At 39.2% G+C, this 13872-nt stretch carries 14 protein-coding genes; 7 read left to right on the top strand and 7 right to left on the bottom strand.

Going from position 1 to position 13872, the window contains the following annotated elements:
• Positions 1-86 precede the first annotated feature (86 nt).
• Positions 87-1970 (bottom strand): molecular chaperone HtpG, encoded by a 1884-nt coding sequence (htpG, locus tag P2W72_RS11815; RefSeq protein ID WP_276362634.1) that lies wholly within the window; start codon positions 1968-1970, stop codon positions 87-89.
• A 152-nt stretch (positions 1971-2122) separates the two neighbouring features.
• Entirely contained in the window at positions 2123-3715 is a 1593-nt protein-coding gene (locus P2W72_RS11820; protein ID WP_276362638.1) for a peptide chain release factor 3, read from the bottom strand.
• Positions 3716-4072: 357 nt separating this feature from the next.
• On the opposite strand from P2W72_RS11820, the gene P2W72_RS11825 reads away from it, so the two are divergent.
• A complete protein-coding gene (locus tag P2W72_RS11825) occupies positions 4073-4354 on the top strand; it encodes a type II toxin-antitoxin system RelE/ParE family toxin (protein ID WP_276362641.1) in 282 nt (93 codons plus the stop codon).
• 10 nt (positions 4355-4364) lie between these two features.
• Positions 4365-4664, top strand: coding sequence for a HigA family addiction module antitoxin (locus P2W72_RS11830; protein WP_276362644.1), 300 nt, complete (start codon positions 4365-4367; stop codon positions 4662-4664).
• A 14-nt stretch (positions 4665-4678) separates the two neighbouring features.
• Here the strand turns inward: P2W72_RS11830 and P2W72_RS11835 are convergent, their stop codons facing one another.
• Positions 4679-5623, bottom strand: coding sequence for a DUF2027 domain-containing protein (locus tag P2W72_RS11835; protein WP_276362645.1), 945 nt, complete (start codon positions 5621-5623; stop codon positions 4679-4681).
• 102 nt (positions 5624-5725) lie between these two features.
• Here P2W72_RS11835 and P2W72_RS11840 point away from each other — a divergent pair, with 102 nt between their 5' ends.
• The 3 genes from P2W72_RS11840 (at position 5726) to P2W72_RS11850 (ending at position 8020) form a co-directional block, all read left to right on the top strand.
• A complete protein-coding gene (locus P2W72_RS11840) occupies positions 5726-5944 on the top strand; it encodes a VF530 family protein (RefSeq protein ID WP_276362646.1) in 219 nt (72 codons plus the stop codon).
• 74 nt (positions 5945-6018) lie between these two features.
• Positions 6019-6564 carry a DUF3347 domain-containing protein gene (locus P2W72_RS11845; RefSeq protein WP_276362649.1) on the top strand — a complete coding sequence of 182 codons (546 nt, stop codon included), beginning with the start codon at positions 6019-6021 and terminating at the stop codon, positions 6562-6564.
• Between the two features lie 169 nt (positions 6565-6733).
• Entirely contained in the window at positions 6734-8020 is a 1287-nt protein-coding gene (locus tag P2W72_RS11850) for a citrate synthase (protein WP_276362652.1), read from the top strand.
• A 457-nt stretch (positions 8021-8477) separates the two neighbouring features.
• Here the strand turns inward: P2W72_RS11850 and P2W72_RS11855 are convergent, their stop codons facing one another.
• From P2W72_RS11855 to P2W72_RS11870, 4 genes are all read right to left on the bottom strand, one after another.
• A complete protein-coding gene (locus P2W72_RS11855) occupies positions 8478-9752 on the bottom strand; it encodes a nucleoside transporter C-terminal domain-containing protein (RefSeq protein ID WP_276362656.1) in 1275 nt (424 codons plus the stop codon).
• Positions 9753-9815: 63 nt separating this feature from the next.
• Positions 9816-10412 carry a bifunctional nuclease family protein gene (locus P2W72_RS11860; protein ID WP_276362658.1) on the bottom strand — a complete coding sequence of 199 codons (597 nt, stop codon included), beginning with the start codon at positions 10410-10412 and terminating at the stop codon, positions 9816-9818.
• A 28-nt stretch (positions 10413-10440) separates the two neighbouring features.
• Positions 10441-11418 carry an electron transfer flavoprotein subunit alpha/FixB family protein gene (locus P2W72_RS11865; protein WP_276362661.1) on the bottom strand — a complete coding sequence of 326 codons (978 nt, stop codon included), beginning with the start codon at positions 11416-11418 and terminating at the stop codon, positions 10441-10443.
• 43 nt (positions 11419-11461) lie between these two features.
• A complete protein-coding gene (locus tag P2W72_RS11870; RefSeq protein WP_276362664.1) occupies positions 11462-12199 on the bottom strand; it encodes an electron transfer flavoprotein subunit beta/FixA family protein in 738 nt (245 codons plus the stop codon).
• A 44-nt stretch (positions 12200-12243) separates the two neighbouring features.
• On the opposite strand from P2W72_RS11870, the gene P2W72_RS11875 reads away from it, so the two are divergent.
• Together P2W72_RS11875 and chrA are read left to right on the top strand one after the other, a co-directional pair.
• A complete protein-coding gene (locus P2W72_RS11875) occupies positions 12244-12579 on the top strand; it encodes a tetratricopeptide repeat protein (RefSeq protein WP_276362666.1) in 336 nt (111 codons plus the stop codon).
• 3 nt (positions 12580-12582) lie between these two features.
• Complete coding sequence (chrA, locus tag P2W72_RS11880) at positions 12583-13785, top strand: chromate efflux transporter (RefSeq protein ID WP_276362669.1); 1203 nt, start codon at positions 12583-12585, stop codon at positions 13783-13785.
• Positions 13786-13872: the final 87 nt, after the last annotated feature.

Below are 13872 nucleotides of genomic sequence, written 5' to 3' on the forward strand. Positions count from 1 at the left end.
GACAGACTGAAAATAAAAACACCCTTTCCGGATCAGAAAGGGTGTTTATTGAAATCAGATTGGAATTTAACCTGTTGTCTTATTTTTTAGATCAGACTAACGCTTCGGTTTACGAATTCAGTTAATTCAGATCCGGTAAGCATTCCCTGTGAGAGCAGGGCAAGATCAAAGGCCTGTTTAGCCAGTTGAGCCTGTTCAGCTTCATCCTGTGTTTGCAGAATTTTGCCGATCAGTTTATGGTTTCCGTTAATTGCCACATTGTAGTTATCAGGCATTGTGCCATAGAATCCCATACCACCGCCTAATTTGGCCATATCCTTCATTCTGCGCATAAATTCGTCCATGGTAACAATCACCGGGAGTTCATCAGGATTCAGACTTTCTACAACAACTTTCATATTCGGCTTAACAATTGCCTTCTCAAAAATGGATTTCACTTTCTCCTTTTCCTCATCATTCAATACCGCAAGGGTCTGATCATCCTTACTGATGATCTTATCTGCTACATCGGCATCTACTCGTTTTAGTGCAGTTTTCTCCAGTTTTTGTTCCAGCTGACTAATAAAATGCGGGTCGATAGGAGAGTTCATCAATAGAACATCGTATCCTTTTTTATTTGCAGACTGAATAAATGAATCCTGCTTTTCTGCATCAGTAGCATAAAGATAAACCAGCGTATCGTTTTTGTCGGTTTGAGCAGCTTTAACTTTCTCGCTGTACTCTTCCAGAGTGAAATATTCATTATTGGTATTGTTCAGCAGAACGAAATCTTTTCCCTTTTCATAGAATTTCTCTTCACTGATCATTCCATATTTAACGAACAGGCCGATATCGTTCCATTTCTCTTCAAAGGCTTTACGATCAGTTTTGAACAGGGAAGATAATTTATCAGCTACTTTTTTAGTGATATAGCTGTTTATCTTTTTAACGGCACTGTCGGCCTGCAGGAAGCTTCTGGATACGTTTAACGGGATGTCCGGTGAGTCAATTACCCCGTGCAGCAGCATCAGGAACTCAGGAACAACATCTTTTACTTCATCAGTGATAAATACCTGGCGCGAAAATAAACGAATTTTATTTTTCTGAATTTCAAATTCGTTCTTAACCTTAGGGAAATAGAGTACACCGGTCAGGTTAAACGGATAATCTACATTCAGGTGGATCCAGAATAATGGGTCTTCAGAGAATGGATAAAGCTCTCTGTAGAATTCCAGATAGTCTTCATCTTTCAGATCAGAAGGTGATTTTGTCCAGATAGGACTGGTGTTATTGATGATATTATCAACTTCAACAGATTTGTATTTTGGTTTGCCGTCCTGATCTTCGCCATCGGGCTGAGATTCTGTTCTGGTACCAAACTGAACAGGAATTGGCAGGAATTTGCAGTATTTGTCGAGTATCTGGCCTAATTTGGATTTGTCAAGAAATTCTTTTGAATCCTCGTTAACATGAAGAATGATGTCAGTTCCTCTGGTAGTTTTGTTACCGGCACTAATCTCAAATTCGGTACTTCCGTCACAAATCCATCTTGCCGGTTCAGCATTTTCCTGATAAGACAAAGATTGTATCTCAACCTGATCTGCAACCATAAAGGCTGAGTAAAAACCGAGTCCAAACTTTCCGATTATTTCATTGGCATCTTTGGCATCCTTGAATTTTTCTACAAACTCAGTAGCTCCCGAAAATGCGATCTGATTGATGTATTTTTTAATTTCCTCAGCAGTCATCCCCAAACCGTTGTCGGAAATGGTGATTGTTTTATTCTTTTCATCAAAGGAAACAGAGACTTTAAGTTCGCCCAGTTCACCTTTGAATTCACCAAGTGATGAGAGGCGTTTGATTTTTTGAGTGGCATCAACAGCGTTGGCAACCAGCTCTCTCAGGAAGATCTCGTTATCTGAGTATAAAAATTTCTTAATAATTGGAAAAATGTTCTCGGTGTGGATCGAAATGGTTCCTTTTTCTTGCATCTTCTTTAATATTTATGGTTAACAGGTGGTGCTTATCAATCCTTATTCCAAAAGAAAATTATGTCAGTTTGGCATTTTTTATTCATCCGACGATTTTATAGCATATCATGTCTGACCTGTCATCGGATGAATTCTCCTGATGAAGACTTGTTTTATGCCTTAACTTTATTGAATTCTGATGTATTATGGAATTCAACCTCCGGAAAATCGCGTTTGGCCAGGTTCAGTGTCCAGTCATTATCAGCGAGGAAAACAGGGTTCCCATCCTTATCTGTGGCAATATGATGATGCCTGCGCTGAATGATTTCATTGATGTTTTTCTTGTCTTTAGAAGTCATCCAGCTTGATTTACGGAAAGAAAGTGGTCTGAATGCACATTTTGCACCATATTCATGCTGTAGTCTGAACATAATTACTTCATACTGAAGCTCACCCACGGTTCCAACGATCTTTCTGTTGCCCGGCTGTTGTACAAAAAGCTGTGCAACCCCTTCATCTGTAAGCTGTTGTAAGCCTTTTTCAAGCTGTTTCGATTTTAAAGGATCTCTGTTTTCTACCTCTTTAAAGATTTCGGGAGAGAAGCTTGGAATACCCTTAAACTGCAGGTTTTCCCCTTCAGTCAGCGTATCGCCGATCTTGAAATTGCCGCTGTCATACAATCCGACAACATCTCCGGGCCATGCTTCTTCCACCAGACTTTTCTCATTCGCCATAAAATCGACAGGGTTGGAGAATTTTAACTTTTTACCCAGACGGGTATGATGGTAAAACTTATTACGTTCAAATTTTCCGGAGCATATTCTTAAAAAGGCAATCCTGTCACGGTGATTCGGGTCGAGGTTGGCATGGATCTTAAATACGAATCCTGAAAAGTTCTTTTCATTTGCCATGACCATGCGTTCGTTGGCTTCACGGCTTTTCGGACTCGGAGCAATGGAAACGAAGGTGTCGAGCAGTTCACGGATACCAAAATTATTAATCGCACTTCCGAAAAATACAGGTGCAAGCAGACCTTCAAGGTAAAGGTCTTTGTCGAGGGTACCGTAAACGCCATCCACAAGCTCCAGATCATCCTGAAGTGTTTTTAATTCCTTTTCCTGCAGGAATTTACCAAGCAGTGGGTCGTTCAGGTCATTGACCTGAATAACCGGTTCTGTAATTTTTGATTTATCCGGTTTGAAAAGGTTCAGCTGCTTTTCAAAGATATTGTAAACGCCTTTAAAATTATGTCCCTGACCGATAGGCCAGGAAAGCGGACAAACACTGATTTTCAGATTGTCTTCCAGTTCATCCAGCAGGTCGAATGTATCTTTACCTTCGCGGTCAAGTTTATTAACGAATATAATCACCGGTGTATTACGCATCCGGCAAACATCCATCAGTTTTTGAGTCTGCTCTTCAACCCCTTTAACACTATCAACCACCAGAATAACACTGTCTACCGCAGAAAGTGTCCGGTAAGTATCCTCCGCAAAGTCCTTGTGGCCCGGAGTATCCAGAATATTAATCCGCTTGCCATTGTATTCAAAGCCCATCACAGAAGTAGCCACAGAAATACCACGCTGTTTTTCGATTTCCATGAAATCGGAAGTGCTGCTCTGGTTTGCTTTATTCCGTTTTACCGTTCCGGCGGTATTGATCGCTCCCCCAAAGAGTAGAAATTTCTCAGTAAGGGTGGTCTTACCGGCATCGGGGTGACTTATAATTGCGAATGTTTTTCTTTTTTCAATTTCTGGATTGACCATAATTATGCTGAAACGAGGGGATTAAAGGGAAGGGTTATAAAAATCGAAGAGAAATAAGAACAGGGGTGCTGGTATTCATATTGCCGCAAAGATAAGAATTATTTGAAAGGCTTTAGGGGTAAATATGATAGCAGGTTTTTCTTCCCAGTAGCTCCATATGATCAGCGACAAGCAGGAAGCCTATCTGGTTTAAATCCGGCTTCTTCAAAGAGGTTTTTTACCTTCATCTCTTCGAGATTTTACCCTGCTGGTGCGAGCTTTTAGCTCGTATCCCGCCAGCAAAGCAAATTACTCTCAATACTTGTCCAATCAAAATAAAATACTAACTTTTGACGTTAGTAATGCAATGCGGTATTAATGATAAAGTCTTTTGGAGATAAAGAATCCGAAAAAATATGGAATGGAATTCGGTCGAGAAAATTGCCAAATGAAATTCAGGATGTTGCGCGTCGAAAATTAAGAATGATCAATAACGCTCAGGATGTTAATGATCTTAGAATTCCTCCGGCGAACAGACTTGAAAAACTGAAAGCTGATCGTCAGGATTTTTATAGTATCTGCATTAACAATCAATGGAGAATCATTTTTCAGTGGATTAATAATGATGCTTACGAAATTAGTATAATAGATTACCATTAATTGAACAGATATGTCAGCCATTAAAAACATTCATCCGGGAGAAATCCTTTTAGAGGAATTTTTAATTCCCATGAAGATTTCTGCATATCGTTTGGCGAAGGAAACTTTTCTTCCACAAACGCGCATTTCTGAAATCGTCAAAGGGAATCGTAGAATTACTGCTGATACAGCCCTCCGTTTTTCGAAATTTTTCGGTACCAGTGCAAAGTTTTGGTTAGGTCTTCAGGATGATTATGATCTGGAAGAGGAGAAAAATCAAAAGGAGAAGGAAATCAATAATATTAAGCCATTGGAAGGAAATGCTGCATAAAAAGCGTTCTCTTGCTATTTCAAAACCACCTCTGTTGCCCCATAACCAAATTTTTCTTTATAGGCATCCATAAAAGTCTTTACCTGCGGATGTTTGCTGATAGCTTTATGAATTTCATTTCTGAGTGTTCCGTTACCTGATCCATGAATGAAAACAATAGAGCCCTGCTTATGTACTATGGCAGCATCCAGACATTTTTTGAAATGGTTTAGTTGAATCGTAAGTATTTCAGAACCTGAAAGAAACTGATGATCATCCCTTAATTTCTCAATGTGGAGATCAACTTCTTTGCCCGGACCGGGTATTTCTGCTTTTTCAGATGCCGGCTTATAAAAGCTTTCTTTAAGTTTCACAGGATCAATAATAGCAGCATTTGAATCCAGCTGGATCATCCATGCCGCATGATCAAGAAGTTCGTGATTCTTTTTTGCACCTGCAAAATCTTTAGCTCTGAATTTATCCGAGTATATCAGAGGTTTCTGAGCCTCATGTTTTGCTGTACTATACAGTAAGGCCTGAATATGGAATTTTGGCCAGAGATCAAGTTCATTCAATGATGCGGTATAGATCTTCACGGATGATTCGGGATTGATTATACCGGCAAACTCACCTTTGAATTTATTCTGACTTTCAGTCTTAAAGCTTAGCATTAATTGCCATGAACTCTGGTTAACTAAATAAAAGTTTACAACTGAACCGATACGTTTGTCGTCAGAAATAGCCAGATAAATACCATTAGTAATGAATTTATTCTGAGAGGGAGAATTTATTGTTTTCTCTGATGCGGGTTCAGCTACTTCGCTTTTACCATGAACCCTGGTTACCTGACTTGCCAGAACAGGTATCTCAAATCCGTCATCATCTGTTACGGCAATAGTTTGCTCGTCTATTATCCGGGTGATATACCCCTCTCTGCGTTCATTTACGAAACGAACAAATTCCCCCAGTTTATAATTCATGATTTCTGATCTTTCTGCAAAGCTATAAAATTAAGGGTATTGGATATCTTAATAATGATTATGCGAAATTGCTTCATACATTTGAATTTCATAACAAAAGATATGAGTAAAGACCCGCTTCATGGTAAAACCCTGGAAATGATTATCAATCATTTAGTTGAACATTATGGCTGGGAAAAGCTCGGTAAATTGGTCAGGATTAATTGTTTTAATGACAATCCGAGTGTTAACTCCAGTTTAAAATTTTTAAGAAAAACAGAATGGGCGAGGAGGAAGGTAGAAGAACTTTATCTCAAAACTATCACAAAGGATACCAACTAATAGCTATAGAAATTATATTTTTCTTAACGCATTCATCTTAAATCACGATATTTGAGTTTTAAAATACCCTAAGCATGCAAAAAATCAATATTTCAATCTTTGCCTTACTTATAGCATTTGGATTTGCTTCCTGCAATCAGTCGCAGGAAACTAAAGAGGCCCCTCAAACTGATTCTGTTGAAACAGTAGCGGCAGTTCCAGCTGTTCCTGTTGAATTAAAAGATCCGGATTCAAATAAAGCCTATAAGCTTTACATCAACCTGAAGGATGTACTGGTGAAGTCAAGCTCAGCTGAAGCACAGGCTGCCGCAAAAGAGCTTTCAGCAGTGCTGCATAAACTACCCAGCCAGACGAATACTGCTGCTCTGGCTGATAAAATTGCAGAGTCAACAGATCTGAAGGAGCAAAGAGTGAGTTTTACCACTTTAAGTAATGACCTGATCGCAATGTTTAAGAAGGCCGAAGTAAATTCCGGAAGCATTTTCGTTCAGTATTGCCCGATGGCTAATGAAGGAGAAGGTGCTTATTGGCTGGCGTCTGAAGAAGAGATCAGAAATCCATATTATGGGGATGAAATGCTTAATTGTGGAGAAGTAAAAGAAACAATTGCCAAAAAATAATTCTTTGCCGGGGTATTTATGAAGAAATATTTCTGCTGATACCTTTTATATTTTCATTTATTGCAGCTTTTTTGAATTTATTAACAAAAATATTGCAAAACCTTTACTGAAAATTAGCTCAAAAACGAGCATAATTATTAGTTTTGTCTATTAACTATTTTAAACTAACATGTCAGAATCAGCATCCTTAAAGATAGGAGAAAACACTTACGAACTGCCAATTATAACAGGTACTGAAGGCGAAAAGGCCTTGGATATTTCAAAACTTAGGGATGCAAGCGGATATATAACCCTCGATTCTGGGTATAAGAATACAGGTGCTACCAAAAGTTCCATCACATTTCTTGATGGAGAAGAGGGGATTTTAAAATACAGAGGTTATGGTATTGAAGAATTAGCAGAGAAATCGACCTTTCTTGAGGTTGCATACCTGTTGATTTATGGCAACCTTCCAACAAAAGCCCAGCTTGATGCATTTCAGGCTATAATATCAAGACATACTCTTGTACATGAAGATATGAAGAAGTTTTTCGATGGTTTCCCATCGAAATCTCATCCAATGGGGCAGCTTTCTTCATTGGTTTGTTCATTATCAGCATTTTATCCGGAATCCTTAAATTCCGGGCAAACGGCAGAAGAACAAAATCTTACTATTATTAAGCTTTTGGCTAAGATGACTACTGTGGTTTCATGGATCTACAAAAAATCACTTGGCCATCCGGTTATTTATCCTCAGAACAATCTGGATTATGTAAGTAACTTCCTGAACATGACTTTTGGTCAGCGTACAGAGCAAATTGAAATTGATCCGGTTGTTGCTAAAGCGATGAATGTGCTGTTTATACTTCATGCTGATCATGAGCAAAACTGTTCTACATCAACAGTAAGAATGGTTGGATCATCAGAGTGTAATCTGTATGCTTCTATTTCAGCAGGTATTTCTGCATTATGGGGCCCTCTGCATGGTGGGGCAAATCAGGCAGTTATTGAAATGCTTGAGCAGATTAAGAATGATGGCGGTGATACTGAAAAGTGGATTGCTAAAGCAAAAGACAAGAATGATAGTTTCCGTCTGATGGGATTTGGTCACCGTGTTTATAAGAATTTTGACCCAAGAGCAAAGATCATCAAGAAAGCTTGTGATGATATTCTGGATAAACTAGGAATTGATGATCCTGTTTTGGACATCGCAAAACAACTGGAAGCTACAGCATTAAGCGATCCTTACTTTGTTGAGCGTAAACTATACCCTAACGTAGATTTCTACTCCGGAATTATCTACCGTGCATTAGGCTTCCCAACAGATATGTTTACAGTTCTGTTTGCCTTAGGACGTTTACCGGGATGGATTGCACAGTGGAAAGAGATGCGTGAGAACAAAGAGCCAATCGGCAGACCAAGACAAATATTTACAGGAGAAACTGTTCGTCAGTATGTAGATATTGAAAACAGATAATATCTCTTAAGTATATTAGCGAAGAGCCGTTGAGTTTATTTCAACGGTTTTTTTTTTGTGGGTTTTTGTGTGTAATTATTTTAGGACGAGACAGAAAGCCCTAATATTTTTGGATTGTAAATTGACCCGGAAAGGGTCAAATGTCTATAGCAATATATGAACACATAAGTCCCGATCCCGAAGATGATCGCATGTCTATGACATCTTTCACATACGACACCTTCGGCGTTGGAACCTGGTGGTCATGACATTTCTATAAATATTCGACGACCTTCGGTGTCGGGTAATCAAATTTACCCTGAATATTTATGGGTACACGGTAGGCCAGCGGGGGATATACACGTCGGATAAGACAGTCCTTAATTCGAAAGAATAAATCAGTTTAATTTATAGCCACTGAATCCTGTAGGACTAAAAAACAATTATCACAGTAAATGATCAGATAATCTCTGAGATTCTACATCAAAATTCCGGCAATAGTCGCAGATAGATAAGAGGCGAGGGTACCGCAGATCAATGCTCTCATTCCAAGTTTGGCAAGGTCTGTTCTTCTTTCCGGAGCAAGCTCCCCAATTCCTCCAACTTGAATCGCAATGGAGCTGAAATTAGCAAATCCACAGAGTGCAAAGCTGGTAATCAGAATGGTTTTTGGATCTAAAGTTTCCTTGACTTTGGCAAGATCAAGATAGGCCACAAATTCATTGATCACCATTTTGGTTCCCATCAGCGATCCTGCAATCTGTACATCTTTGCCGGGTACTCCCATGGCATAAGCAAATACAGAGAATAGTGAGCCAAGAATCTGATTCAGGCTAAGGGTTTTAAGTTCAATGTCAATAAATGACAGGGATAAGCCAAGGCTGTCGAGCCCAAATCCAATCTTACCCAAAACAAAATCGACCAGTGCAATGATCGCTATGAAACCGATCAGCATAGCTACTACATTCAGTCCTACTTTTAATCCATCACTGGCACCATGAGATATGGCATCCACAAGATTGGCATTAGTTTTTTTAATTTCCAGCGAGACCTTTCCTTTTGTTTCAGAAATTTCAGTTTCAGGCCATACAATTTTGGATATCACAAGGGCTGCCGGTGCAGCCATCAGACTGGCCGCAATCAGGTATTCTGCCGGAACTCCCAATGCAATGTATACTGCCATTACACCTCCGGCAATGCATGCCATACTTCCGGTCATGGAAGCCAGCAGCTCAGACATAGTCATTCCTTTTAAATATGGTTTGATCATAATCTGCGCTTCAACCTGACCAACAAATGCACTGGCAACGTTAGATAGTGCCTCAGATCCTGAAACTCCCATTAATTTGTAAACCAGATAGGCTATAAGTTTGACAAGTCTCTGCATGATGCCCAGATAATAGGCAACACTAACAAGTACTGCAACAAAAATAATTGTGGGTATAATGTTAAAGAAGAAAATAAACTCATTTCCATTGCCGAAAGCTTTGCTCATATTGGCAGTATTCACCAGCGGGCCAAATACAAATGAGGCTCCTGATTGAGAAAAATTAAGAATCCTGGTGATTGCATCGCCAAGCCAGGAAAATATGGTTTTTCCAAGCGGTATTTTCAGAATGAAAATAGCAAGTGCTGTTTGTATTGCGAGACCCGATAATACCAATCTGTAATTTATTGCCTTCCTGTTATTTGACATCAAAAAGGCGATTGCAAAAATTAAGACTACGCCAATTAAACCGGTAAATCTCTCCATAAAGAAATCTGATTCTTATTTAATTTTGAATTTAGTATTCAATTTAAACCTCTTTCGGGCTATTTACGATGATTTTCTTCTTGAAAGCTCGTCACGGATTTTAGCAGCTTTTTCATATGCTTCTTCAGATAGGGCGTCTTTTAGCTTTTCTTTCAGCTCATTGTCGCTTAATGAGCCATAGTTCAATGCAGGACTAACTGTTTTTTCTTCTGCATTTGGCTCAATATTATCAAGAAATACAAACTCATTTCCTTCAATTACAATACCCGCAGTAGCTAAAATAAATTCATAGGTATAGATGGGGCAATCAAATCTTACTGCTATAGCTATAGCATCAGATGTTCTGGCATCGATTTCCGAGGTCTTCTTTCCATCAGAACAGATTAGCTTGGCATAAAATATCCCGTCAACCAGGTTGTAAATGATGATTTCCTGAATGCTGATGTTGTAGGCTGTGGATAAGGATTTAAACAGATCATGAGTAAGAGGGCGACTAGGCGTCATTTTTTCAATTTCAATGGCAATCGCCTGAGCTTCAAAACTTCCAATTATAATAGGCAACCTCCTGCGGCCGTTTATTTCGCCCAAAACCAGTGCATAGGCCCCGGACTGGGTCTGACTATAGGATAAGCCGACAATATCTAATTTTATTTTCTTCATTAATTAAGCTTCAAACAAATTCTGATTATCAGGACTGTGCCTTGTATGCTTTAACTGCTTCAATTAATTTGGGCACAACTTCAAATGCATCGCCAACAATACCGTAATCAGCAACTTTAAAGAACGGAGCTTCAGGATCCTTATTAATGACCACAATGGTCTTGGATGAACTGACACCTGCAAGGTGCTGGATAGCTCCTGAAATGCCGATTGCGATATAAAGGTTAGGGCTTACAGCAATTCCTGTCTGACCGACATGTTCTTCGTGCGGACGCCATCCTGCATCAGAAACGGGCTTTGAACAAGCCGTTGCAGCACCGAGTACTGATGCAAGTTCTTCAATCATAGCCCAGTTTTCAGGGCCTTTGAGACCTCGTCCGGCAGATACTACAAGCTCGGCATCAGGTAATGCAATTTTGTTGCTTGCCCTTACAATTTCTGCAACCATGGTACCGAAGTCAGATTCTTTTATGTTGGCCTGAAAATCTTCAACACCTGCAACAGATCCATTTTCCTGTAGTTGATAAGAGTTAGGATTTAATGCAATAACCTTCACTTTTGAGTTTAACTCAACATGTGCAAATGCTTTTCCTGAAAATGCAGTTCTTTTTATAATGAATTTATTACCCTCTGTTTTAGGCAGTTCGACAGCCGCATCTGCTAGTCCGGCTTTTAGTTTTACCGCAATACGGGGTGCCAAACCTTTTCCGCTGAAAGAATTGGACAGGACTACCACATTTGAGTCTTCTTTTTGTGCTGCTTCTGCTATAACAGATGCATAGGCCTGATTAACGAATGATTTTAATTTATCGTTGGAAACACTCAGCACTTTAGATGCACCATATTTTCCCAGATTACTCAGATCTTCCTGTTTAACATCACCTATAGATATTGCTGTTAATCCTGTATTTAATTGATTTGCAACTGCAGCAGCATACGAAACTACCTCAAAAGTTGATTTTTTGAATTTGCCTTCGGCGTTTTCAACATATACTAATACTGACATATTTTCTTTTTAAGCCCCCGGTGGGATATTAACGTCTTAACTATTAGATTACTTTAGCTGCAGTGTGAAGCAGACTGACCAGCTTTTCAGTTTCATCAGATGAAAGCATTGTTACCGCACCTCTTGGAGCCGGAACAGAATAAGATTCAAATGAGACCAATTTTTCTACCTCTATGGCCTCAATAACTTCCAATGGTTTGGTTCTGGCCGACATAATTCCTCTCATATTAGGAATTTTTGGTTCAGCCACACCTTCAGCGCAGCTTGCTATAAAGGGGAAGGAAACTGACAGAACCTCTTTGCCTCCCTCAATCTCACGAACCAAACTTGCTTTATTACCTTCAATGTCAAGTTTCTTAATGATAGATATTGATGGAATGTCGAGAAATTCTCCAACCATAGCTGCAACCTGAGATCCATTATAGTCAATGGATTCTCTGCCGGTCAGGATCATATCAAAACCTTTTGATTTAGCGTAGTTAGCCAGCTGAGCAGATACAAAATATGAATCGCGCGGAGCTGCATTAATTCGCACTGCATCATCTGCACCTATTGCAAGTGCCTTTCTGATGGTTGGTTCGGCATTTGCTTCCCCAACATGAATTACCGTTACAGACCCTTTATCACCTTCACTCAGTTCAATTGCACGTGCCAAAGCGATTTCGTCATATGGATTTAATATGAATTGAACTCCTGCAGTATTGAATTGGGTATTATCCGCGCTAAAAGTTATTTTTGTCGTTGTATCCGGTACATTACTGACACAAACTAAAATTTTCATATAGATTTCTCTTTTTACAAATCTACTTAAAAAAGCTAAATTAAATGCATCATATCCGATTACAAAAGCTTTTGGAATTTCTGAAAAATGAACCCAATGACCCATTTTTGAAATATGCTCTGGCTACTGAATATTTTAATATTAAGGAGTATGATAAAGCATTGTTTTTTTATGAAGATCTTGTTTCCAAACATCCGGATTATGTAGGTACTTACTACCATCTTGGTAAATTATATGAGGTACTTGGACGTAAACCGGAGGCTATTGAAGTTTATAGAAATGGAATGAATGTTGCCCGAAAAGCTGGAGATAATCACGCATATTCTGAATTGCAAACTGTATTCAATTCAGCATCAGGACTAGATTACGAAGACGATTAATTTATGCTCAGTAAACGCCAGCTGATATTTTTGTATGATGTAATTTGGTTTACATTCACAGCTTTTGGCGGTGCTCAGGCACATATTGCTATGATGCTTAAAATTTTCGTTCATAAGAGAAAGTATATATCCGAAAGTGAGTTACTGGAGTTAAATGCACTGACACAGATTCTTCCGGGTCCATCGTCTACTCAAACTCTTGTTGGAATTGCTTATAAAATAGGGGGGCTCCCCATCGCAATCACAACTTTTCTGATCTGGATATTGCCCTCAGCTGCCCTGATGTGTTTTGCTGTGCTGAGTTATACTTTACTCGGACAGAAGGAGAAGTTTGATCAGATTCTTAAATACATACAGCCCCTTGCAGTTGGAATAGTGGCTTTTGCTGCATATTCATTTGGCCGGACTATTCTGAAGACCCGTACAGCAATTTGGCTTGCAACAGGTTCATTATTTGCAACTTTACTGCTTAGAAATGCCTACGCATTCCCGATTTTGATTCTGATTGGTGGAATCGTTTCATCTACTGTAGAGTCTGCAATGGAAGAAAGTCAGTTACGATCAAAATTGTTCTCCAATATCAATCCTAAAAAAATAGCCTATTTTATTGGTGTTTTACTGCTTTTTGCAGGACTGGGAGCATTGATAAACCGTACTTCACCTTTCAGTTTGCCGATACGTTTATTTGAGAATTTCTACCGTAATGGGATCATGATTTTTGGCGGAGGGCAGGTGCTGGTACCGTTTATGTATACAGAATTTGTGGAGATGAAAGCCTATCTCAGTTCTGATCAGTTTATATCAGGTTATGCATTTCAGCAAGCATTACCAGGACCTACATTTTCATTTACATCTTTTGTAGGCGGAATGACTTTGAAAAATGCCGGATATAGTGTTTACGGACAAATTCTTGGTGCCGTTATTGCTGTGGTTGGTATCAATCTTCCGGGCTTGATCCTTATACTTTTCATTGTTCCCTTTTGGAATGAGCTGAAAAAAATTACCAGGATAAAAAAGTCACTTTCGGGTATCAATGCCGTTTCAGTGGGATTTATGGGCGCCGCTTTTATTTTGCTGCTTAAGCCCGTAGGAATTGATCTTTTTTCAGCCAGTCTGATAGTGATTACGTTTTTGCTGCTTGCTTTCACTAAAGTGAAAACTCCGGTCATAATCCTGGCCGGAGTTTTATTGGGTTTATTTCTTTAAGTTTTTTTGAATTTTAATTCACTGTTGTCCGGAATAATTTTTAGGAAAGTCTCGACCAAAAAAAAGCCCAGTCGCAAGACCAGGCTA

This window comes from Daejeonella sp. H1SJ63, from assembly GCF_029360775.1.
GTDB lineage: Bacteria > Bacteroidota > Bacteroidia > Sphingobacteriales > Sphingobacteriaceae > Daejeonella.

Excerpts from the sequence above, each read along its gene's own strand:
- P2W72_RS11860 (WP_276362658.1), bottom strand. The coding sequence starts at position 10,412 with ATGAAGAAAATAAAATTAGATATTGTCGGCTTATCCTATAGTCAGACC.
- P2W72_RS11820 (WP_276362638.1), bottom strand. The coding sequence starts at position 3,715 with ATGGTCAATCCAGAAATTGAAAAAAGAAAAACATTCGCAATTATAAGT.
- chrA (WP_276362669.1), top strand. The coding sequence starts at position 12,583 with ATGCTCAGTAAACGCCAGCTGATATTTTTGTATGATGTAATTTGGTTT.
- P2W72_RS11850 (WP_276362652.1), top strand. The coding sequence starts at position 6,734 with ATGTCAGAATCAGCATCCTTAAAGATAGGAGAAAACACTTACGAACTG.
- P2W72_RS11830 (WP_276362644.1), top strand. The coding sequence starts at position 4,365 with ATGTCAGCCATTAAAAACATTCATCCGGGAGAAATCCTTTTAGAGGAA.
- P2W72_RS11855 (WP_276362656.1), bottom strand. The coding sequence starts at position 9,752 with ATGGAGAGATTTACCGGTTTAATTGGCGTAGTCTTAATTTTTGCAATC.
- htpG (WP_276362634.1), bottom strand. The coding sequence starts at position 1,970 with ATGCAAGAAAAAGGAACCATTTCGATCCACACCGAGAACATTTTTCCA.
- P2W72_RS11845 (WP_276362649.1), top strand. The coding sequence starts at position 6,019 with ATGCAAAAAATCAATATTTCAATCTTTGCCTTACTTATAGCATTTGGA.
- P2W72_RS11835 (WP_276362645.1), bottom strand. The coding sequence starts at position 5,623 with ATGAATTATAAACTGGGGGAATTTGTTCGTTTCGTAAATGAACGCAGA.
- P2W72_RS11870 (WP_276362664.1), bottom strand. The coding sequence starts at position 12,199 with ATGAAAATTTTAGTTTGTGTCAGTAATGTACCGGATACAACGACAAAA.
- P2W72_RS11875 (WP_276362666.1), top strand. The coding sequence starts at position 12,244 with ATGCATCATATCCGATTACAAAAGCTTTTGGAATTTCTGAAAAATGAA.
- P2W72_RS11865 (WP_276362661.1), bottom strand. The coding sequence starts at position 11,418 with ATGTCAGTATTAGTATATGTTGAAAACGCCGAAGGCAAATTCAAAAAA.
- P2W72_RS11825 (WP_276362641.1), top strand. The coding sequence starts at position 4,073 with ATGATAAAGTCTTTTGGAGATAAAGAATCCGAAAAAATATGGAATGGA.
- P2W72_RS11840 (WP_276362646.1), top strand. The coding sequence starts at position 5,726 with ATGAGTAAAGACCCGCTTCATGGTAAAACCCTGGAAATGATTATCAAT.